Genomic DNA, 22,106 nt, shown 5'->3' with positions numbered 1-22,106 from the left:
GCATGGGCACGTGGCGTGAGCTGAAGCGGCGGTGGCGCCGGGTGCCGCTCCTCCAGCAGTTCACCGCGGCGGACTGCGGCCCCACGTGCCTGGCCATGGTGCTGGCGTACCACGGCGCCCCGGCGCGGCCGGCGGAGGTGCGCGAGGCGGTGGGGGCGGGGCGCGGAGGCGCGCACGCGCTGGCGCTGGTGGAGGCAGCGAAGCGCTTCGGCCTGGATGCGCGGGGCGTGAGCCTGGGCATGGACGAGGTTCCCGTGCTGGACCGCGGCTCCATCCTCCACTGGGAGTTCAACCACTACGTCGTCTTCGACGGGCTGTGGCGGGGTGGGGTGGACGTGGTGGATCCGGCCCTGGGACGGCGGCGGCTGTCCTGGGACGAGTTCCGCGACGCCTTCACCGGCGTGGCCCTGCTGTTCGAGCCCACGTCCGCGCTCCGGGGAGGCCACACGCGGCCGGCCCTGCTGCGCCGCTTGCCAGCCCTGCTGCGCGGGCACGCAGGCAACTGGACGCGCATCTTCGCGGTGTCGCTGGTGCTGCAGGTGCTGTCCCTGGTGCTGCCCTTCCTCATGGGCATGGGGGTGGACCAGGTGGTGCCACGGCAGGACACGAACCTGCTGGCGGCGCTGGGGGTGGGCGTGGGGCTGGTGCTGGTGTGCCACGTCCTGGCCACGTCGCTGCGCTCGGCCCTGCTGGTGCGGCTGCGCGTGGAGCTGGACGTGGGCATGGCGGGCCAGCTGGTGCGGCACCTGCTGTCACTGCCGTATGCCTTCCTCCAGCAGCGCTCGTCGGGCGACCTGATGATGCGCATCAACAGTCTGGCCATCATCCGCGAGGCGTTGGGCGCGGCCACGCTGGCGGTGATGCTGGACGGGCTGCTCATCCTCTCCTCGGTGGGGATGCTGGCGGGCCTGAGCCGGCCGCTGCTCCTGGCGGTGGGGGCCGTGGCGGCGGCGCAGGTGCTGGTGCTGCTCTTGACGCGGCGGCGGCGCGAGGAGTTGCTGGCCAGCGAGATGCACGCGCAGGCGAAGTCCCAGGACTTCACGGTGGAGATGCTGTCCGGCCTGGAGGTCCTGAAGTCCTCCGGCGCGCAGGGACAGGCGGTGGGGCACTGGGAGGAGCTCTACACGCGGCAGCTCAATGCCTCCTCGCGCAAGCGCTACTACCAGGGCGTGGTGGAAGCGCTGGCGGCGGGGCTCCAGGTGGGCGCGCCGTCGGTGTTGTTGGGCACGGGGCTGTGGCAGGTGCTGCGCGGCGAGCTGACGCTGGGGGCGATGCTGACGGCGCAGGCGCTGGCGCTGGGCGCGCTGGCCCCCCTGGCCTCCCTGGTCGCGGTGGGCGGGCAGGTGCAGCTCGCTAGCGGCTACCTGGAGCGCATCGACGACCTGCTGGAGACGGCCCCGGAGCAGGACGCACGAAAGGTGCGGCCCGCGCCGAAGCTGGCGGGTGGCATCACCGTGGAGGGCGTCCGTTTCCGCTACGGCGCGCTGGAGTCACCGTCCCTGCAGGACGTGTCGCTGAGGATTGCACCGGGGCAATGGGCGGCCATTGTCGGCCCCTCCGGCGGAGGCAAGTCTACGCTGGCGCGCGTGCTCCTGGGTTTGTACCGGCCGGAGGCGGGGCGGGTGCTCTTCGACGGGATGGACCTGACGGAGCTGGAGAGCGACTCGGTGCGCCAGCAGCTGGGCATCGTGGTGCAGGACACGCGGCTGTTCAACGCGTCGGTGCGCAGCAACATCGCCTTCGCGGATCCGTCCATCCCGCTGGCGGCCGTGGTGGACGCGGCGACGCGCGCGGGCATCCACGAGGACATCCTCGCGCTGCCGCTGGGCTACGACACGCCCATGGGAGATCAGGGGGCCAGTCTTTCTGGAGGGCAGCGGCAACGGCTGGCCCTGGCGCGTGCGCTGGTGCGTCGGCCCTCGGTGCTGCTGTTGGACGAAGCGACGAGCGCGCTGGACGCCGTCACCGAGCGGCGCGTGCAGCAGGCGCTGCAATCCCTCTCATGCACCCGCGTCACCATCGCCCACCGGCTGAGCACGGTGGCCGGCGCGGACATCCTCTTCGTCATGGAGAAGGGCCGCATCGTGGAGCAGGGCACGCACGCGGAGTTGCTCGCTCGAGGCGGAGCCTACTCGCGGCTCGTCCAGGCCCAGCTCGAGCTGCCCTCACGCTCCCGGGCCCGCGCGGGCTGACCGCTGAACGGTCTGTCCACGGGCCTGGCTTAACAGCGGCGAAAAGGCCGCTTGACAGCATCACTTTCACGCGGGGAGGGTGCGTGCCCGGCGCCCCCTCCCGTCCCTGGCGCCCCTCGCCTGAAAGGTCCCGCGTGTCCGCCTTCTCCGCCGCCCACCTCGCCACCCTGGGGTTGCTGTTGCTCGCCGCGCCCCCGGCCCGCGCCCAGGCGACCGAGCCCGAAAAGGCCCCGGAGCCCCCCAGCGTCCAGCTCTCCGAGGAGGGCTACATCTTCTCCACCGCCGACAAGGCCTTCGTGCTGAAGATCCGCGGACAGCTCCAGGGGGACGGCCGCTTCTATGTGGCGGACTCGGACCGGAGCGCCAACAACACGTTCCTCATCCGGCGCCTGCGCCCCTTCCTGGACGGGACGCTGTTCGGCTTCGTGGACTTCCGGCTCATGCCGGACTTCGGCGTCAATCAGCCGCTCATCCAGGACGCGTATATCGACCTGCGCCCCGTCGAGTGGCTGCGCCTGCGCGCCGGCCGCTTCAAGACGCCCTTCGGGCTGGAGTTGCTCCAGGCCAACACGGACGTCCCCTTCATCGAACGCTCGCTCACCTTCGACCTGGTCCCCATCCGCGACGCTGGCCTGCAACTATACGGCGACATCGCAGGAGGGCGCCTCTCGTATGCGTTCGCGGTGGTCAACGGCGATCCCGACGGTGCCAGCATCGACGTCAACACCGACGACAGCTTCGACCTGGTGGCCCGCGTCTTCGCCCAGCCCTTCAAGGGCGATACGGACTCCGCGCTCCAGGGCCTGGGCCTGGGCGTCGCCGTCTCCCGGGGCCTCCAGTTCGGCACGCCCTCCACCAACACCTCCACGACCGTCCTGGTGCCGCAGCGCAGCACCGGCCAGGAGATCATCTTCAGCTTCCTGAACAACGGAACCACTGGACCGACCGTCGTCGCGGACGGAGAGCACGTGCGTCTGTCGCCCCAGGGCTACTTCTACTGGGGCCCGGTGGGGCTCCTGGCGGAGTACGTCCTGTCGTCACAAGAGGTGAGCGTCGGTGACCAGCGCGCGCGCCTGCGCCACCACGCGTGGCAGGCGTATGCGTCGTATGTGCTGGGCGGGGACGCGTCGTTCACGGGCCCCAAGCCCCACCAGCCCTTCAACCCCAAGACAGGCAAGGGCGGCGCGCTGGAGATCTCCGTGCGCTATCAGGGCCTGGACATGGACGACGACGCGTTCCCCATCTTCGCGGACCCCACCCGCTCCGTGAGCCAGGCCCGGGGCTTCGGCGTCGCCACCCGCTTCGCCTTCAACCGGCGAGTGAGCTTCGCGTTGAACTACCACCACACGACCTACGTGGGCGGGGCGCTGGAAGGTGACAGGGAAGCCGAGAACGTCGTGATGTCCCGGTTCCAGGTCGCGTTCTAGGCCTCGTGCAGGTTCCGCTCCGCGATGCGAACGAGCTGGGTGACGCGCTTGTGGAGCCACAGGCCGAAGGGCTGCACGCGCTCGCGCTTCATGGGCCTGGGCAGCTTCTCCATGCCTTCGTCGAACGGGATGATGGCCAGCTCGCCCGTGGCGGACCCCACGCGGGGGTCGAACGCGAAGGACCTGGAGGTGTGCCACCCGCCGTGGAACACAACGAGGTCCTCCAGGTCCGTGTTGCCAGTGGCTTCGACGAGGTCATCCATCGCGTAGAGGTCCTCCGCCACCTCCAGGCAGCTCCAGCCACCGCCGGTGACATTGCCGCATAGGAACAGGGGCAGATCCTGGTCGGCGCTGCTGCCGACAATCCAGGTGATGGAGCCATACACGCGCAGGAAGTAATCCCAACTGGACTCACGCTTCTTCGGCTTGCCTGGCTTCGCCGTCCTCCAACGACCGATGCGCGCCTTGTGCATGCGCTTGAAGAAGGACACATGCTCCTCGGCCGTGGCGATGCGCTTCTTCTCCTTCTCCGCGTCGAGTTGCTCCGCGACGAAGTGACCCGTGGGAAAACGCTCGTGCAGGTCCTTCAGCAGCGCGATGGCCACGTCGACAGCCTCGAAGGCGTCCTGGGGCTTCGGGAAGGAGGGCCCCTTGGGCAGGGGCGCACGCTTGGGCGCGCCGGGGGCGGGCTTGGGCTCCTGATTGGAGAACCTGGCTTCGGTGAGCTCGATGTTGTGGAGCACGAAGCCCGCCTTCTCCTTGGCACGAACGCGCTGCTCGGCCCGGGCAAGGGCGGCTTCACGGCTCGCGAGGGTCGTCTGCTCCGAGGAGTCCTCGAAGACATGCTCGCCGTCCACGCAGACCTCCCAGTACTTGTCCGGAGCCCGGTGATACTGGCGGCGCGTCACGAACTTCTTCGTCGCGTTCCACGGCGCGCCGTCCTTGAAGCCCAGCTTGCGGTAGCGCGCCAGCAGGGCTTCGACGCGGAAGGTCTCGATGCGGGAGACGAGGTGCGCGCCGTTCAGCGTCCCGCGGCAGACGAGCGACTGCGCGCCACGCACCTCGACATCGACGTGAAGCAGGGTGCTGAGCCGGTACAGGGTGTGCCGTCGCTCGACGGGCGCGAGCCCCTTGAAGACGTTCGGGTCCCCCTTGTCGAGCGTACGCTCGCTCCAGACGCGCAGGGCGCCGCCCTTGTTGTAGAGCCAGACCTCGTCCTTCGTGTCGAGCTGGGGATCCGAGTACCAGATGGGCTCCCCATCGTTGAGCTGCTGCAGCCGCTTCCAATCAGGCATGGGGCCTTGTCTCACGCGCGCTCGAGACGCGTAAACCCGAAGGTGGAGCAGGTGGTAGCGGCTCAGTGTCTGGAGATCGGAGAGGAAGTGAGCCCCGAGGCCACCTTCGCAGTCATCCGGAACGCCGTGAATCCATTCTCTCAAAGACATGCTAGACTGGCTTAAGCAGTATCCGCGCAACCCGGACCCAGGAGGCGATGATGCAGCGCTTGAACCCGTGGACGGTCGTCTGTGCAGTCGGTCTGTTGATGGGATGTGGAGGAGAGCCCGAAGACGCGCTGACGCAGGCTCCCGAGGGGCAGGAGGACGGGCTCGTTTCGCAGACCATCCTCCGGCAGCTCCCGGATGGGACGCTGTCCCAGGAGACGAAGTTCATCACCCGGGAGGAGCAGCGGGCCCAGGTCGCGGCCCGCGAGGCGCTTTTCCAGCGCCGTGGCGATGGCGTCACCCAGCAGGACCTGGATGATCTGGTCGTGGATGGTGGGTGTGCTGGCTCCAGCCTCTGGCTCTTCGACCAGACGTCGCGTCAGGGCAATCAGCTCTGTCTTTACAAGCAGGTGGGGGCCTATCAAGGCTGGCTGAACCTGGGAACGATCATCCGGCGCTTTGACGGCACCCGCATACTGACGTGGGCGGGGGCTGTCCGCAGCCTCTATTCGGGCAGCCACCCGGGCAGTCTGCTGTATTGCACCGCCAACCTCTGCTACGGCAACCCTCACGAGAACTTCAATGCTTATCAGCCGCTGAACACCATTATCGGCTCCGGAGCGCAGCTGAACTGGGCCTATTTGTACGACCCTTGAGCAGGGATGCCGCGTTCGAGAGGGGGCTCCCGCGGGAGCCCCCAGGCCTCAGGGTTCGAGCTGCGGTTGCAGCGTCCAGGTGAAGGTGGAGTCCGCGTAGGGGAACGTCCCGGACAGCTCGCCATTGGGCTTGGCGAGCGGCGGTGAACCCGTGTCCGTCAAGAGGATGTTCCCGGGGGCATCCTTCTCCGGCCCCCGGCAGTCCGGGCCACCGCTGACGGCGAGATCCACGATGCGTCCATCACCAAGCGCCGACGTGTACGAGCGCGACGCATGCGACAGCCAGTCCTGGGTGTCGGGATCCGGTGACTTCAATTCGTTGAAGGGGTTCATCAACAGCACCCCTCCAGACGCGACCATCGCGTACTTCGTGGGCCCGTGCGTGTACCGGCAGCCTCCGGAGTTGTAGTCGACGTCGAGCGTGAAGTCGCCGCTGACCGGCATGATCATGAAGGCCCCCAGCCGCTTCGTGTGCGGAAGGTTCGGATGGTCGTAGTCCGAGGTCGCGAAGGCTCCCAGCACCTGGAACTCCACGTTCGCGTCCAGGATATGTCCCCGGCCCGACCAGCCTGCTCCCTGCAGGACCGCCTTCGTGGTGCCCTTGTACTTCCAGCAGCCCACGTTGCTGCGCTTGAGGTAGGGCGTCTTCGCCGCCTTCAGGCTCCCGCCGCCTCCGGGCTCGAACTTCGCGTTGCTGGTGATGATGATCAGGTCCTGTGCCCGCTGCGACTTCATGTCACGGCAGAGGCCCACGTACTCGTAATCGCTCCAGTCCTCCTCGTGCCACGTCCCGCTCGCGTCGTTCCAGAGCGCGAGCACCTTCACCGGATCCTTCGACTCGGTGATGTTCTTGAACCACCCGTTGTGGAAGAGCAGGGAGCGCGTGTTCGGGTCGCTGAACGTGAAGTGCTCGTAGTGGTTGGACAGGTTCTTCAGCTCGTCGTGGAGCTCTTCCTTGTGCTCGGGCGCGCCGGCCAGGTCACCCTTGATCGCGTGGGATTTCACCTTCTCCGTGAGCTGGTCCCACTTCGCGAAGGACTCCGCCTTGGCGTCGATGGGCGCCTGGTTCCAGAGCACCTTCGCGAAATCCGGCCAGGTCTTCTCCAGCTTGCCGGGGACGGAGGAGTCCACCGCGGTGAGGCTGGAGGTCTCCGTGGTCAGCTTCTCCAGCGCCGCCACCACGACGTTCGGGCCGTGCTTCTTCGCCAGGAATTGGAAGAACAGGTAGGCGCCGTAGTCGCGTGCCGCCAGCGGGCCCGCCGCCGGCGACTTGCAGTGGCCCGGGGAGCGGTCCTCCAGGGACAGGTCAGGGCTGCTCATGAAGCAATCGGCGTAGTCGTGCTCGAGCTGCGGCGCTTGTCCATACACCTGGTCGATGGCCCAGTTCGCGGTCGCGTCGCGGATCCATCCGTAGCTGTTCTGCGGGCCCTTCGTCTTGTAGGACCATTGGATGGCGTGCATCAGCTCGTGTGCCGCCGCACCCTTGAGCTCGTCATCGCCAAGCCCATCCCACAGCAGGATGTAGGTGGCGGCCTGCGTGTTGTCCAAGCCTTCCGGGAGGGTCAATCCCCGGCCGTTCATGTTGCGGGACAGGTAAAGATCGAGCTGGGCGCTTCCTCCGTTGCAGCTGTAGGCCCCGTCGGTGAGGGGCTCCTTGAGGCCCAGCGCCATCAGCTTCGGCCAGATCTCATTCTCGATCGCGTTATCGAGCAGGGCGGCCTGCTCGCGCTGACCCGCGATGGCGAACTCGAACCAGACCTTCACCTTCGCGTAGGACGGCGAAATGGAGTGCCACCCGTCGGAGCTGGGCTTGCAGGAGGGCCGCTTCATGCTGCTCAGCCGTGCGTCGGGCAGGGGCGTGTTGAGCCAGCTCCCCGGGTCCGCCGGGCGCAGCAGGTACATCCCGAGCGCGTCCTGCATCGGCGCGGAGAGGTCGTCGAAGCGCGCGTGCAGCTCCTCGAGCGGGGTGACGTCGAAGGCCGGCTCGACGCGGGCCTTGTACTGGAGGGGCAGCCGGGGATCGCTGAACGCGGCGTACACCCGGTAGGCCAGCAGCTCTTCGTCGTTGATGAGTCCTGCCTCATGCGCGGACGCCAGGACCTCGTCGCTGGACGGACGGGACGCGTCGTCCGGCATCACGATCACCGTCAGGGTCGTGCTCACCGAGCCCACCTTGGCCGTGATGACCGAGCCGCCCGGGGCCACGCCAGTCACCCGGCCGCCGGCCACCGTGGCGTACGCGGGCAGCTGGGAGGACCAGGTCACCTGGACGTTCTGGAGCGCGTGGCCGCTGTCGTCGCGCGCCTGGGCGGCCAGGGTCAGCGATTCGCCCACCAGGAGCGTCGCCCCGTTCGGCGAGAGGGTGAGCGCCGCGACCTTGTCGCTGTCGTCGTCCTCCCCAGGCTTCGGATCGGGTTCGGTGGAACCGCAGGCGAGGACGAACGTGAGCAGGCACAACGCGAGCCGGCGGGCTCCATGAAACACAGGCATTTCCAGGCCTCGAAGTGTCGAGCCGCGGAGTGCGGACTACAACAAATCTTTATCGCCATGACCCCAGGCGAAGTTTCTTCAGGGCATGGATTGACGTCTGTCGTTGCCTGGGAGGCCACAGTTGCCTGACAGGCAACAACGGGCGTTGCGGGGTTGGCGGTTGCGGCACGCTCGTCGTCCACATCCGCAGCGGCTCCGCGGAGGGCCTAACAGGAGGTGCGGATGTCGTAGATGCTCGAAATCTGCCCCCAGTGGATCCAGTCCCCGCAGTCGCACCCGCGCTCGCCAATGACCCAGTTGTTGGCGTCGTAGTAGGTCCTGACGTTGGTCGGGCTGGTGGCGCAGTCCGGGAGCGGCGCCTCCTGCGAGGTCAGGTTCGGCTCCTCCTCCTGCTCCATGGGACCGCCACAGCCCACAGCCATCGCCAGCAGACCGCCAATCAGGAACGTGCGCATGCGTCCTCCGTGAAGGTTGCCGCGCAATCATACTCAGATGCGTCTGTCTTTGGAATGCTCGGCGTCTGATTCTGGTGCCGCTGTCGAGGAGCGTGCCTGGTTGTAAAAGATTGCAGGGGGCGTGGACAGTTCCTCGGCGAGCGCCGCCAGCACGCGGGCGCCGGTCCGGTCCGTGAAGCGCTCCCGGGCAAAGCGCAGGGCCTCGGTGGCCAGCCGTTGTCGCTCCTCGGGGTCGTCCAGGATGGAGCGCAGGGTGCGTCGCCACTCCTCCACGTCCCCCATCTCGACGAACCAGCCATTCGCTCCGTGGCGGATGTAGTCCTCGGTCCCGATGCACCGCGTGGCCACCACGGGAACGCCCAGCGCCATGGCCTGGATCAAGGTCATCTGTCCGCTCGCCGTCTCCCGGTTGTTGACGGGGATGGCCACCAGCTCCGCCTCCGCGATGATCCGCAGGTAGTCCTGCTGGGGGATGCTGGTGAGGACCTTGACGTTCGGAGGCACGGGCCCGGGTGGGAGCGCATGCGGGTGCGCGACGATGACGAGCTGCATGGACAGGCCTTCGACGGCCCGCAGGAGGGTGCCGTAGTCGCGGCCCGACGAGCCTAGCGCGGCGATGTAGCGCGGTGCCAGCCCGAAGTCCTCACGCGCTCCGCGGAAGTCCTCCGCCTTCAGCTCCGCGCCAGTCAGGTGCGTGAACTGGAAGCGGGACTTCGGCAGGGCGAAGACGCGCGCATAGACCGAGCGCTCGTGCCGCGTGTAGACGAGGCACCGGTCAACGCCCCGGTACGCGAGCCGCGACAGCCACTTGCGGAGCCCCCGGTACTCATGGCCGCAGTTGAAGTACCAGATGACGTGCGGGGTGCGCGCGAAGGTCAGCAGGTTCACGAGCCCCACGGTGAAACCCACCTGTGGGAAGGCCGTGACGATGAGATCCTGGGGATGCCGGGCCAGCTCCCGCCGGGCCTTCAGCGCCAGGCGGAAGAACTGCCACCACTTCTTCCAGGGCGTGCGCTTCCGGGTCGAGTCGACAGCCTCCTCCAGGCCCACGTAGGAGCACTCGAAGCGCTCTGGCGGGAGGAACGCGCCCAGCCACCGCCGGTCCTCGCGGAGAAACCAGGCAACGAAGAGGACCCGCACCTTCGCCGGGTCCTTCGTGCCGTCCTGGAAGTGATTCATTCGGTGCGCCCCGGGCTGGATTTCACCGGAGGCGAGAGCACGAACCGCGCCGCCGCCGCGAGCACGAAGCCGGGGCGCGAGCGTGTCTCGGCTGTCTCAAGTTGAGATGAAAAGCGTCTCGAAAACGGAAGCGCGGACGCCGGGCGGCCTCTTCCTCATGCCTCTGGACGGCATTGTGCCGCAAGGCGATGGGGCGGGACCGCGGTGCCGTCGAGGGTTTATCCTCAGGGCCGTTCAAGACATGGTTCGAGTCCGGTCAAGGAGCACATTGCGTATGCCGAGCATCGCTGAGCAGGTGATCCGTGACGCGCTTCGAGTTGGACGAGTTGATCCGCCGCCAGGGTCTCTCAGTGGCGAAGTCCGCTCCAAGCCAGACACATTGATGAGGACGGGACCTGAACCCGTTGGCCAACGGCGGCTCCTTCACTGTGACTCGAAGGGCCGCTGCTTCCGGTCAGGCTTCCTCGTCGGGGAGGAGCGTCCGGAGAAGCTCGTCGTCGGGGCCGAGTGGACGCCAGCCAGCAGGGGGCGGATTGGCGAGGAGCGACGTCCTGCATTGGCGTGCGCGCTCCTTATGCGTGTCTGGGGTATAGGCAATCCAGGGGCCAACCGCCTTGGCAACCTTGAATCGGTTGTCGTCATCCAACACGGCCGGCCAACCATCAGGGATGCTCCCCCACAGCTCGCGCACAAGTTGTCCCCGCACCAAGCGGGTCACTTGCTTACTTCGCACCGCTTCAGCCACCAATCCATCGTACACCTGAATTCCGGCAACGTCGTCCGGACCCAGCTCCTCGGCCAGCGCCACCAACGATGCGGTGGGCCGGGCCTCGGCAAAAGCCGTGACTGAGTCGTAGCCCCGCTCGCGGACGCGCTCATACAAGCGGGCCTTCCAGTTCTCCCGCCATGAACGTCCGTCGGTCATCGGCTCCTCCCTTTCGTGAACGTGATTGGGACTCTGTAGACCTTCATACGCTCGACGACGATGTCCAGGACCTGATTCCGCGTCAACCTCCGGCCCGCCGTGATCTCAGCTTCGTGCAGAGCCTCCATGATCAGCCGATTCCACTCGCCGGGCCATGTGCGTCCCAGCTTCCAGTTCCCCCCACCGTGAATGGCTTCGTGGTGGGCCTGCTCCATCCGGACGCAAAATTGGTCGATGTCCATGTCGCCCTTGAAGCCGCGCTGCTCGAACCATCCGCGGTGCTCTTGCGGCAGCACATGGTGCTTGGGCGCATCCGACATGCCCGCTCCCGTCCTGCCCGTCACCTGCATGCCGCGAACCTCCGGGCTGTCCCCCAGCGCATCGCGCACGCCCTTGGGCAAGTCCTGGTGCGCCTGGGCCATCGTGACCTGTCCGCCCTGGATGAGGACGGCCGCGCCGGCGGCAGGCACGGAGATGACGCCCGCCTGCACGAGCCTTCGCATCATCTCCACCCACTCGGCGGAGACCACCAGCCGCGAGCCCACCATGACGCCTCCCGAGCTCATTACGAGGCCCACGCCCAGCGTCACAGGGGCCGAGGGCGGCACGCGTGGCATGGCCATCTTCATCGTGGAGATCATCGTGACCATCTCCACCGCCTGCATGGCCGCGATGACCCGCCCGCCCAACTTCATGGTCTCGCGGGTCTCCCGTTGGAACGTGTCGAATTCACGCGTCAGCTTCCCCATCAGTTCCGGCATCGCGGTGGTCGCTGCCTCCACCCGCTCCGGGTCCAGTGAGGCGAGGTCCGTCAGCGTGGGCTCCATCAACCCCTGCACGCGATGAAGGTCCACGAAGAGCTTCTCGGCGCTGCACATGGGGCAGTTTCTGAGAATGGCGTCCGCGAGGTGGAGGAAGTCCACCCAGGTGGCCAGCAGGAGCGTCCCGAACTGAGCCGCCTGGAGTTTTGATCCCGTCATGCGAAGCAGGCCCAGCTCCATGTCCGTGTCGCCAACTTCCGAGGCCGCTTCCGTCAACGTGGTGGCGCTCCCAAGCGCGCCATGAAGCCACGTCACCTGCTTGGATCCCTGGTCGAGGTAGCGCGTGAAGACGCCAGTGAGGCTGAAGCCCCAGAGGTCCGGAGGGCGGGCCGCCAGCCTGGTGAACGCGGCCTCGACGCTGCGCAAGGAGCCCTTCACGTCTTTCGTCGCGTCGAGGACTGCCTGCCGCGTCAATGCATTGCTCCGGCTCCCGCCCCTGACAGCGCTGTCTCCCACGGTGGTCACGTCGTCACGCGGCTGCTGGCGGCGCAGGAGCCGTTGCTCGGGCCCGGAGAGGACGCTGGGGAGAGCGTTCCAGGCGCGCGGGAGGTCATCGTTCGGAGCCTCCACCCACGCGGGCGAGGAGTCCTCTCTCGGCGCATGGCTCAAGCTTCGGCGGCGCTCATACGCTTGTGGCATAGAGGCGCATCCCGAGGCCATCAGCACCAGGGCCAGCAAGAGGGCATCAGCGCGCATTTGAAGTTGCCCCGGTTTCGTGGAGTCTCTCCCTCCACCATCTCCACGGTTCCGCACGCTCACTCAGCGTGAGCCCCCTCCTCTTTGCTACTTTCATGCTGACAACCTCTCAACCGGGACGAACTCAGGGTTTTACACTCACCGGTTGAATGTGCCGGGCCTTTAGTGGCGAGGAGTACGGAACTTGAACCCGTACCCTCTTTCGTGACCGTCAGCCTCCCTTGTGCTGCCACCCCTTGAGCTTCGCGTAGAGCGAGCTGCGGGAGATGCCCAGCTTCGTCGCCGCGCGCTCCACGTGGCCGCCCTCGCGCGCCAGCACGCGCTCGATGTGGCGGTGCTCCAACTCCTCCAGCGTGAGGTCCTCGCCCAGCGGCTCCTCCGTAGGGAGCAGGGATTCGAAGCGCAGGGCGCTGCGCGACAGTCGCGACGTGCCGGACAAGAGCACCGCGCGCTCCAGCACGTTGCGCAGCTCGCGGATGTTGCCCGGCCAGCTGTAGGCCATGAGGGCTCGCTCCGCGTCGGGCTCCAGCTCCACCTGGCCGCGGCCGCGGTGCGCGCCCATCTCCGCCAGGAAGTGGCTCGCGAGCACCGGCACGTCCTCCGCGCGCTCACGCAGTGGCGGCACGTGGAGGATGAGCGTGCTGATGCGGAAGTACAGGTCGCTTCGGAAGCGCTTCTCTCGCGCGGCCAGCTGCAGGTCCTGGTGCGTGGCGGCCACGAGCCTCACGTCCACGCGCCGGTCCTTCACGTCGCCCAGGCGCCGGAAGCGCTTCTCCTCCAGCACCTTGAGCAGCTTGGGCTGGACGGCCACGTCCATGTCGCCCACTTCATCCAGGAACAGCGTGCCCCGGTCCGCCACCTCCAGCAGGCCCGGCTTCGCGGCCACCGCGCTGGTGAAGGCGCCCTTTTCGTGGCCGAACAACTCCGAGTCCAGCAGGTCCTTGGACAGCGCCGCGCAGTTCAGGTCCACGAAGGGGGACTCCTTGCGCGGCCCGCCTTCATGCAGCCAGCGCGCGAGCACGCTCTTGCCGCTGCCCGTCTCGCCCGTGACGAGCACCGGGCTGTCGCTCTCGCGCACGCGCTCCGCCTGGTCGCGCAGCGCGCGGATGGCGAGGCTGTTGCCCAGGAAGGGGTCCACCTGCGTGCGCACCGCGCGCGAGCGGTCCGCCAGGAGCCGCTGCCGCTCGCGGCGCTGGGCCACGAGCCGCTCCAGCACCACCTTGAGCACCGCCAGCTCCAGCGGCTTGGTGAGGAATTGTTCGGCGCCTTCCTTCACGGCCTGCACCGCCAATTCGATGGAGCCGTGCCCGGTCAGCACCACCAGGGGCACCGCCGCGTCCATCTCCTTGAGCCGGGGCAACAACTCCAGCGCCGTGCCGTCCGGCAGGCGGTAATCGATGACGGCCACGTCGGGCCGGTGTGAGCGGAAGCCCTCCTGGGCCTCGGCGACGCTGGTGGCTTCATCCACGTCGAAGCCATGCTGGGTGAGGTATCCCTTCATACCCAGACGGACGCCGGGCTCGTCGTCCACGAGCAGGATGCGGGTGCGGGTCATGACACCTGTGACTGCGGAGTTGGGCCGGTGTGAACGGCGGGGAAAAGGGCGGGCAGCAGGATGGTCACCTCCGCGCCTCCCTGGGGGTGATTGGACAGGCGAATGCGCCCCTGGTGCTCCTCCAGGATGCGCTGGACGATGGACAGACCCAACCCGGTCCCTCCTCGACGCTTGCTGAAGAAGGGCTCGAAGACGTGGGGCTGGTCCTCGCTCTTGAAACCGGGCCCTCCGTCGTGGACTGTGCAGCGCACCCAGGGGCGCCCCGCTTCCTCCACGGCTTCCGCCGTCACGTGAACGGTAGTGCCCTGGGGGGAGTGCTGCACGGCATTCTCCACCACGTTGCGGAAGACATGGAACAGGCGGCGCGCGTCCATGCGCACCGGGGGCAGCGCGTCGGACACCTCGCGCTCGAGCGTCACGGCCGCCTTGTCGCTCGTGAGCGTGCAGGCGGACAGGGCTTCGAAGACCACCGAGCCCACGGCGCCGTCCGTCCACTCGCCTCGCGTGGGGCGGCCGTACTCGAACAGCTCCTGGGTGAGGTGCGTGAGGCGGCGCACCTCGCCGCGCAGCACTTCCAGGTAGGGCTTCAACTCCGGCTGGGCGCCGTAGGTGGCCTCCACCGCGTCCACGACGGCGGAGATGGAGAAGAGGGGGTTGCGCACCTCGTGGGCCACGCCCGCGACGATGGCGCCCATGGCGGCCATCGTTTCACTGCGGCGCACGTGGGCCTGAAGCTCCAGCAGCCGGGTGACTTCGCTGGCCACCAGGATGATGCGGGGGGCCTCGCTGATCTTCTCGTCCACCCAGGCGGCTGACAGCTCCCAGGTGCGGTTGGACTCCGCGTCGTGCACCTCGCGGCGGGTCCTGCCGTGCGTCGCGCGCAGCTCCTCCACCAGCGGACCCGCGCTGGACCAGGGCGGCGCCTTGGCGGTCGCGCAGAGCGGCTGGCCGGAGGGGTCCGCCTCCTGGAAGAGCACGCGGGCCGCCTCATTGAGCCGGTGGATGATGCCGTCCGCGCTCAGCACCAGCAGCGGCGAGGACACCGCGTCGAAGGTGCGGCGCCACTCCGTCGCGGAGCGGCGGAAGCTGTCGTTCAACCGCTGGCGCAGTTCATCCGCGAGCCGCCGGTCGGTGACGTCCGTGACGACGCAGCCCAGGTGCACGCCACCCCGGGCATCCAGGCCGGAGGCCGCGGCGCGGCTGCGCACCCAGCGCACGCGCCCGTCCGCGCAGATGATGCGGTGCTCGATCTCCACCTCCGTGCTCGGGGCCAGGGCCAGCGACTCGATGCACTCGCGGTAGCGAGTCCGGTCCTCCGGGTGGATCATCTCCGCCCACAGCGGCGAGGGCGTGCCTTCGCGGCCGCCGCCGGTGAAGGCGCTGGCCGGATAGCCGGTGGTGCGCTCCACGACAGGTGTGCAGTAGAAGTCCCGCAACACGCCGTCCCGCAGCTTCCCACCCCACAGGTAGTCCGGCAGCGATCGGGTGAGCACGTCCAGGCGCCCCTCGTGCTCCTGGAGGGATGCCTCCGCGCGCACCCGCTCGGTGACCTCCGTCAGGGACGCGATGACGCCCAGCACCGCGCCGCCGGAGCCGCGCACGCGCGAGTAGCTCCCGAACCAGAAGCGCGCCTCGCCGGGCGCGGCGGGCGTCTCCACCTGGAGGCCGAGGTCCTGCACGGGCGCGTCGGATTCCAGCGCCAGGGCGAGCCGGGGCGCGAGCATCGTGCCCAGCTCCGGCAGCACCTCCGAGACATGGCGGCCCAGGTGCGCCTCCACCGGCAGGCCGTTCATCGCGGCGAGCGCGGCATTGACGTGCACGTAGCGCAGGTCGCGGTCGTAGAACGCGAAGCCCACCGGTGTGATGTCCATCACCGCGTCGCGCAGCGCCCGCGCGTCATCCGCCTTGTCGAGCAGCCGGGCGCAGTCACGCTCACTCCGGGCCACCGCGCGAAGAGCGGCCACCGCGCCCGCCACCGCCAGTCCGAAGGCGCTCGCCACCAGCAGGGCGATGCGGACACCCGCTGACTGGCTTTCGCTCCAGGCCGCGACCAGGCCCATGAGCACCGCACAGGCGGTGGCGATGGCGGCGATCCGGAGCGGTGTGGACGTCGAAGGGAGCGTGGACATGGCGCGCGGCGAACGCGCATCAGTCTATGGTTTCCTGCATCCTGAATGCATTGTTTGCGTTGCTTCCTGGAACCGTCCAACGCAGACGTTGGACGAAGGTCCAGGACGGGGTGCAAGCCATTCTCTTCAAGTGAACAAGAATGGACTGCCGGTATGTCAATGTTGTGGAGAGCCACGAGGCGGGCGGGCGCTCTCCCGCCGCGCCGTACGGGTCAGCACGGGCTGGCGGTCACGCGATGATGGTCGGCGGCCCCGGATGGTTGGGGTCATGCGCCGGTGGGTCCTGGATGCCCGGCTCCACCTCCGGGTCCTGTAGGGGCGGAGGGGGTTCCCGGCGTTTGGGCTCGCCCGGAGGTGGATCCTTCTCCGGCACGGGCGGCCGGGGCGGATCAATTTCAGGCGTGGGCTTCGGTTCCGGCTCCTTCACCGGCTTCGTGGGCGGATTCGTCTGTGGATTCGTCGGCATGTGCTTCCACACTGCGCATGCCGCTCCCCCAGGGAACCGCCGCGTCCGCCTCTCCCGGAGCGGGTGCCTGGTTTTCGACAGGTGCGGTGGCGTCCTCGCGACGGGCGTGGGCCCACACCTCCACCACCGGCTCGATGCGCGGGGTGAGCTGGAGCATGGAGCTGGGGAAGCATCGCGCCGGCAGCCGGGCGAAGAGCTGGCGCGCGTCCTCCGCCTCCCGTGGACTGCCCACGGCGACGTGCGGCCGGACGATGAGGTCGGTGAAGTGGGCGGCCTCGTCAGGACTCCCGCTCACCAGCCGGGCCGTGGCGGAGCTCTGGTAGAAGAGCACGCCCACGCCCGCCTCCCGGGCTCCGTCCAGGAACGCGTGCAGCGTGCGCCCCTCCACCGCGCCCACCAGCAGTGCCTCCGGGTCCCACCGCCCGTCCACGGGCCCGTCTTGCTGGCCGCACAGCGGACGGCCAATCGGAACGGGGGGCGCATGGTCGCTCGTCAGCACCGCGCCCCGGTCCCCCTGCCAATAGAGGCGCGTTTCGTACTCGGTGATGGAAGCGGAGGTCATCGGGCATCTCCTCGGCGAAGGGGGGGCATGCACCATGCGCCTTCAACAGCCATGCCCGGGCAATGCTTCACATCCCGCCAGACCCTGCCCCGCGGGGCGAGTCCCCCCAGGTGGGCCGGTGATCGCGGGGCCACACGCAGACTGACCCGGGATGCGGAGCGCTTACAACAGCCCTTTCGGACGATTCCGACTCCGCTGCCGTTGCTCCACATCACGCGCCTCAATGCCTGACATGGGGGGCGGCATGAATGCGATGCGACGCGGTGGGGGATCGGGTCCGTTGACTGTATGGCTTTACGAGGGCTTCCAGGGCCGTACGGCCTGAGGGGAGCGCGCTCTCCCCGAGGGGCACGCCCTACGCCTGGAGGCCCGCCCGTGGACGGTGGGGCGCCCTCCAGTCGCATGGCCGCCCTGGGGGCGGAGCCCCTTCTTGAGCATGTCCATGCACGAACGACCTGAGGCACTGATGGCCGAGGCCTATGCGAGTCAACTCATCCAGGCACCCGCGGACGTGGTCTGGGACCGCGTGGGAGGCTTTGACAGCCTTCCTCGCTGGCACCCGGGCGTCGTCTCCAGCGAGCGGGTGACGCGTCCCGACTCCGCCGGCCCCTTGCGCCGGCTCACCACGCGCGACGGCGAGGTGTACCTGGAGGCGCGGTTGGCCTACGACTCGCATGCGCGCAGCTACGCGTACGAGATGGTGGAGGGCGCGCTGCCCGTGCGCGACTTCGTGGCGAAGCTGCGGGTGACGCCGGTGACGGCGACCGGGCAGACCTTCGTGGAGTGGCACGCGACCTTCAGGCTGGCGCCGGGTCACGAGGGCGAGGCGGCGGCGCTGAGCCAGTGGATCCGCGAGGAGTTCTTCGCACGGGGCCTGCGGGGACTGGCGCACACCTTCCTGCCGCCTCCGCCCCGGGTGTCGGCGCCGGAGCTGGAGTGGCGGCGCTGAGCGGCGGCGTTCACAGCCGCTGGAGGAAGCGCAGCAGATCCTTCTTCTGAGCGGGGCTGAGGGACTCCGGCGGCCCGCCCGGGAACTCGGGCGGGTGCACCGGCAGCGCGCCCACGGAAGGGATGCCCGGGAGGATGAAGCGGCTGTAGGTGTCCACCGTCTCCGCGAGCGTGGCGTGGCTGTTGTCGTGGAAGTACGGCGCGGTGCGGGCGATGCCGCGCAGGGACGGCACGTCGAAGGACTCGAACTCCGCGGGGTCTCCGCTGATCAACGCGCGCCCGGGGTCGGTGGAGTACCACTGGGCCGCGAGCGCGGGGCCCACGATGGGCGCGCCGTTCTCATCCAGCGCGGGGTTGATGTCATCCGGGTCGCCGCTCGCGGTGACGGGGATGGGGGGCAGGTCCGTGACGGCATGCTGGCGCGTGCCGTCCGTGTAGAAGCGGAAGCGGTACTGGGGGAAGTCGACGGACGTGTTGTAGAGGGGCACGACGCCGCGCTGACCCAGGTAGGTCATGTATGCGTAGCCGGCGTTGAGGAACTCGCTGTGCGGGCGGGGTACGCGCACGGGTTCGGCCGTGCTGCTGGGCGTGACGGTGTACTGGATGTTGCCGTCGGGCTTGAGCGCGTAGAAGAGCGCGTCGTGCGTGGCGCGGTTCACGACGCGGTTGCGCGTGCGGTCGCCGTGGCAGGCCTCGCAGGCCAGGTTGTAGACGTCGCGGCCGCGCCGCTCGGACGCGTCGAGCAGGAGCAGGGCGTCCGGATCCGGGATGGCGCTCAAGGGCCAGCCGCGCTCCAGCAACTCCGAAACGAAGCGGGCGCGAGGGGAGCTGAACACGCCGCGCTCGAACGCGGCGATGCGCTGGAGCACGGCCGGAGCCACCGTGCCGCCCTGGCTGTGGCTGGTGACAGCGCTCTGGGCCTGGGTGACCAGGTCGGTTTCGCGGCCGTCGAACTGGAAGGGGCCGGAGAAGCCGGTGTCGGCGATGCTCGGCACGCCGCGCCAGACGGACACCTTGCGGTCCGGGGCGGTGATGACGTTCCCCTGAACGTCGATGACGTCCATGTTCGCGGGGAGGGGGAGCACCACGCGCACCAGGCCCTTCTTCAGGTGCTCGTAGGTGGGCACGGGGGCGGCCGGGTCATCCGCGTCGATGCGGTTGAACAGCGGATCCGCGGGGCTCCGGGCCCAGAGCGCCTCCACGTGCGCGGGCTTGAGCGCGGTGTCGTCCGCGAACACGTGGCACGTCGCGCAGGAGCGCCCGTTGGTGCCGGGCAGGGCCTCCTGGAAGTGCTTCCTGCCGGCGGCCGCCTGGGCCACGGACGCCAACTCCGCCTGGGACGTCACGGGCCCGGCGGTGGCTTCCACGTTGGCCGCGGTGTCGGTGCAGCCCGCGAGTCCGGCGAGCGCGAAGGCGCCCAGGGTGCTCGCGATGAATCGATGACCTGCCATGTGTTCCCCTCCCGGTTGCTGCGATGGGAGGGGAACACCGCGCGCCCCGTTTCGTGTCACCGCGAAGGCGCGCGGGGGGAATGCCGTCAGTCCTTCCGGAGCCAATTCGGCCGGTGCTCGAGCGTCCGCGGCTGGAGCCCCCGGAGCAGCTGCTTGAAGACGTCCTCCCAGGGAGCAAGCTCAGGACTTGCGGCGGCGGGCGCGCGCCATCAGGCCCGCGAGCAGCGCGCCGACCCACATGGCCGGAGCAGGGGACGTGGCGCCGCATCCCAGTCCGCCGCCGAGCATCTCGTCGTAGGGCGTGCCGCCAATCACTCCGGGGTCGTTCGGATTCTGACCACCGCCGGTGCCCGGGCCCGGGTCCGTGGTGCCGCCGCCATCGGTGTTGCCGCCGTTGCCGGTGCCGCCATCGGTGTTGCCGCCGGTGCCGCCGTCGGAGTTGCCGCCGGTGCCGCCGTCAGTGCCACCGCCGGCAGGGGTCATCTCCCACGTGTTGGTCGCCGCGGCGCCGACGTTGCCGGCTGCGTCCACCGCGCGGACCTGGAGGGTGTGCGTCCCGGGAGCCAGGTTCTCCAGCGTGATGTTCGCCAGACAGTCCTGGAACTCCAGCCCGTCCACGCTGCACTGGAACGTGGCCAGCACCTCATTCGCCTCGAAGCCGAAGGAGGCCACGGTTCCGGCCAGCACCGGCGGCGGCGACGTCACCACTGAAGCCACCGGCGCCACCGTGTCCACCCTCCAGGTGTGCACGGCCGGCGTCAGGTCCGGCACCCCGTTGGGCGCGACGGCGAACACGCTGAACACGTGCACGCCATCCGCCAGGCCCTGATACGCCGCCGGGTCGGTGCAGGGCGTCGCGAACAGCGCGTCCAGGTTGCACCGGAAGGTGGCGCCCGCGTGCTCCGACGTGAAGGCGAAGTTGGCGCTGCTGCTCGGGCTGAACAGCGGCGGGCCCGCCACGATGCGCGTGTCCGCACCCGTGCTGTCCAGCGTGAAGGCGACGGTCACGGGCAGGCTGGAGTTGCCCGCCGCGTCCGTGGCCGACGCCGTCAGGAAGTGCACCCCGTCCACCAGCGTGCCCGGCACCGCGACCGTCCACTGGCCCGCGACATCCACCTCCGCCGTGCCCACCAGGACGCCGTCGATCATCAGGCGCACCACCGACCCGGGCTCACCCCGGCCGCTCACCTCCGAAGGCGAGACGGCCACCGTCGCGCCCGGCGTCACCGACGTCACCCGTGGAATCGCCGGCGCCACCGTGTCCACCGTCCACGAGTAGGTCGTGGCCTCCGTCTCCTGGTTGCCCGCGGCGTCCCGGGCGCGAACCGCCAGCGTGTGCGGCCCGTCCGCCAGCAGGAGCGTCAGGTACGGCGAAGCGCACGGCAGGGCCAGGCCGCTGTCCAGCGCGCAGGTGAACGTGGAGTTCGGCTCCGAGGACTTGAAGGCGAACGTCGAAATCAGGGCGTTGGTGAAGGCCGGCGGCGTGGACGTGAAGGTCGTCTTCGGCGGCGTGAGGTCGATCGTCCACGAGTAGGTCGCCGGCGTGGGGTCCGTCAGCAGCCCGAGCAGGTCCTTGGAGCGCACCAGGAACTGGTGCGGGCCCTCGGCCAGGTTCGTGAAGTCGCGAGGCGTGCCACACGCCACGAAGTTGTCGTTGTCCAGCGCGCACTGGTACGACACCAGCAGCGCCGACGAGCCGAACGTGAAGCGCGCCGTCGTCTGTACGGTGGAGAGCGCCGGGCCGCTGAAGATGACCGTCTCCGGCCCCAGGTTCAGGATGCTGAACGGCACGCTCGCCGCGGGGGGCGCGTCAGGAAGCGCCGCGGCCAGCTGGCCCGGAGACACGGCGGTGGTGAGCGGCGCCGCTTCGGCGGTCGCACGCGTATTCAGGCAAAGCGCGGCCAGGGCCCCCACGAGGAGGCGACAGGAAGAGGGAGTCATTGAATTTCCTTGAAAGAAGGATGCGGTGAAGGGGTTGTGAGAGGGATTGGGCCGCGGCTCAGTCGCGCGAGACGTTGCCGGAGGTGGGCTCCGGCTCGATGTGGAACTCCACGCGGCGATTGAGCTCACGGCCGGACGAGGTGTCATTGGACGCGACGGGAGCGTCCGGGCCGCGGCCGGCGGCCATCAGTCGGTCCGCCGGGACACCGCGCATCGCCAGGCGCTGGACGACCGCGGAGGCGCGTTGCTGGGACAGCGTCCGGTTGGTCTCCGGACGGCCGCGCGAATCCGTGTGGCCCTCCACCAGGATGTGTTTCAACTCCGGGTGGCTGATGAGCACCTTCGCCACCTGGTCCAGCAGGTTGAACGAACGCGGCATCACGCGCGCCTCGCCAGAGGCGAAGTAGACCTTCTCGCGGATCTCCAGCCGGTCCTGGGTGATGACCACCCGCTGCTTCTGCTTCGCCGGGCAGCCCTGGTTCGACGCGGGACCGGCCACCATCGGGCAGTTGTCCACCACGTCCGCCACGGCGTCGCCGTCGTTGTCCGCCTCCGGGCAGCCATCATCGTCGAGGAAGCCGTCGCGGTCCTCGGGGTCCACCGGGCAGTGGTCCTTGGCGTTGGCCACGCCGTCGTTGTCGTCATCCAGGTCCGGGCACTGCTCCAGCGAATGGCTCTGGTTCGGGGCGCACACGTCCACCACCGCCACCGGCGGGGCCACCGGAGCCGGCTCCGGAGCTTCGGTGACCACCACCGGGGCGGGGGCGGGCG

General features: G+C 69.0%; 16 protein-coding genes. 4 read left to right on the top strand and 12 right to left on the bottom strand.

What is annotated here, in order from left to right:
• The first annotated feature begins 2 nt into the window (after positions 1–2).
• Entirely contained in the window at positions 3–2,192 is a 2,190-nt protein-coding gene (locus D7Y11_RS15115; RefSeq protein ID WP_126934058.1) for a peptidase domain-containing ABC transporter, read from the top strand.
• A 134-nt stretch (positions 2,193–2,326) separates the two neighbouring features.
• Positions 2,327–3,619 (top strand): OprO/OprP family phosphate-selective porin, encoded by a 1,293-nt coding sequence (locus tag D7Y11_RS15110; protein ID WP_121752824.1) that lies wholly within the window; start codon positions 2,327–2,329, stop codon positions 3,617–3,619.
• On the opposite strand, the gene D7Y11_RS44280 is transcribed toward D7Y11_RS15110, so the two are convergent.
• Positions 3,616–4,914, bottom strand: coding sequence for a hypothetical protein (locus D7Y11_RS44280; RefSeq protein ID WP_233596762.1), 1,299 nt, complete (start codon positions 4,912–4,914; stop codon positions 3,616–3,618). The two genes, D7Y11_RS15110 and D7Y11_RS44280, sit on opposite strands and share 4 nt — an antisense overlap.
• Positions 4,915–5,111: 197 nt before the next feature.
• On the opposite strand from D7Y11_RS44280, the gene D7Y11_RS15095 reads away from it, so the two are divergent.
• A complete protein-coding gene (locus D7Y11_RS15095) occupies positions 5,112–5,717 on the top strand; it encodes a hypothetical protein (RefSeq protein ID WP_120575759.1) in 606 nt (201 codons plus the stop codon).
• Between the two features lie 48 nt (positions 5,718–5,765).
• Here D7Y11_RS15095 and D7Y11_RS15090 read toward each other — a convergent pair whose 3' ends face one another.
• From D7Y11_RS15090 to D7Y11_RS15050, 8 genes are all read right to left on the bottom strand, one after another.
• On the bottom strand, positions 5,766–8,207 hold the full coding sequence (locus tag D7Y11_RS15090; protein ID WP_126934057.1) for an Ig-like domain-containing protein: 2,442 nt from the start codon (positions 8,205–8,207) through the stop codon (positions 5,766–5,768).
• Positions 8,208–8,413: 206 nt separating this feature from the next.
• Positions 8,414–8,662 carry a hypothetical protein gene (locus D7Y11_RS15085; RefSeq protein ID WP_120575761.1) on the bottom strand — a complete coding sequence of 83 codons (249 nt, stop codon included), beginning with the start codon at positions 8,660–8,662 and terminating at the stop codon, positions 8,414–8,416.
• Between the two features lie 33 nt (positions 8,663–8,695).
• Positions 8,696–9,841, bottom strand: a complete 1,146-nt coding sequence (locus tag D7Y11_RS15080) for a glycosyltransferase family 4 protein (RefSeq protein ID WP_126934056.1) — start codon at positions 9,839–9,841, stop codon at positions 8,696–8,698.
• A 454-nt stretch (positions 9,842–10,295) separates the two neighbouring features.
• A complete protein-coding gene (locus tag D7Y11_RS15075; RefSeq protein WP_120575763.1) occupies positions 10,296–10,766 on the bottom strand; it encodes an NUDIX hydrolase in 471 nt (156 codons plus the stop codon).
• The gene (locus D7Y11_RS15070; RefSeq protein ID WP_120575764.1) at positions 10,763–12,283 is read right to left on the bottom strand and encodes a DUF2380 domain-containing protein; all 1,521 of its coding nucleotides are present in this window, start codon (positions 12,281–12,283) and stop codon (positions 10,763–10,765) included. Before D7Y11_RS15070 ends, D7Y11_RS15075 begins: the two co-directional genes overlap by 4 nt.
• A 211-nt stretch (positions 12,284–12,494) precedes the next feature.
• Positions 12,495–13,838 carry a sigma-54 dependent transcriptional regulator gene (locus D7Y11_RS15065; RefSeq protein ID WP_126934055.1) on the bottom strand — a complete coding sequence of 448 codons (1,344 nt, stop codon included), beginning with the start codon at positions 13,836–13,838 and terminating at the stop codon, positions 12,495–12,497.
• The gene (locus tag D7Y11_RS15060) at positions 13,835–15,967 is read right to left on the bottom strand and encodes an ATP-binding protein (protein WP_126934054.1); all 2,133 of its coding nucleotides are present in this window, start codon (positions 15,965–15,967) and stop codon (positions 13,835–13,837) included. Before D7Y11_RS15060 ends, D7Y11_RS15065 begins: the two co-directional genes overlap by 4 nt.
• A 395-nt stretch (positions 15,968–16,362) precedes the next feature.
• Entirely contained in the window at positions 16,363–16,995 is a 633-nt protein-coding gene (locus D7Y11_RS15050) for an OsmC family protein (protein ID WP_120575768.1), read from the bottom strand.
• A 442-nt stretch (positions 16,996–17,437) separates the two neighbouring features.
• Between D7Y11_RS15050 and D7Y11_RS15045 the strand changes: the two genes are divergently transcribed.
• Positions 17,438–17,944, top strand: a complete 507-nt coding sequence (locus D7Y11_RS15045; protein ID WP_158641949.1) for an SRPBCC family protein — start codon at positions 17,438–17,440, stop codon at positions 17,942–17,944.
• A 10-nt stretch (positions 17,945–17,954) separates the two neighbouring features.
• Here the strand turns inward: D7Y11_RS15045 and D7Y11_RS15040 are convergent, their stop codons facing one another.
• From D7Y11_RS15040 to D7Y11_RS15030, 3 genes are all read right to left on the bottom strand, one after another.
• Complete coding sequence (locus D7Y11_RS15040) at positions 17,955–19,394, bottom strand: cytochrome-c peroxidase (RefSeq protein WP_126934052.1); 1,440 nt, start codon at positions 19,392–19,394, stop codon at positions 17,955–17,957.
• Between the two features lie 180 nt (positions 19,395–19,574).
• The gene (locus D7Y11_RS15035; RefSeq protein ID WP_158641948.1) at positions 19,575–21,335 is read right to left on the bottom strand and encodes an Ig-like domain-containing protein; all 1,761 of its coding nucleotides are present in this window, start codon (positions 21,333–21,335) and stop codon (positions 19,575–19,577) included.
• 58 nt (positions 21,336–21,393) lie between these two features.
• On the bottom strand, positions 21,394–22,106 hold a 713-nt coding region (locus tag D7Y11_RS15030), incomplete at its 5' end, for an OmpA family protein (protein ID WP_148139209.1).

The sequence above is a fragment of the Corallococcus sp. AB018 genome (genome assembly GCF_003986945.1).
In the GTDB taxonomy this organism is placed as follows: Bacteria; Myxococcota; Myxococcia; order Myxococcales; family Myxococcaceae; genus Corallococcus; species Corallococcus exiguus.
Note: the sequence above shows the minus strand (reverse complement) of the source record. Positions and strands in the feature narration are given on the sequence as shown.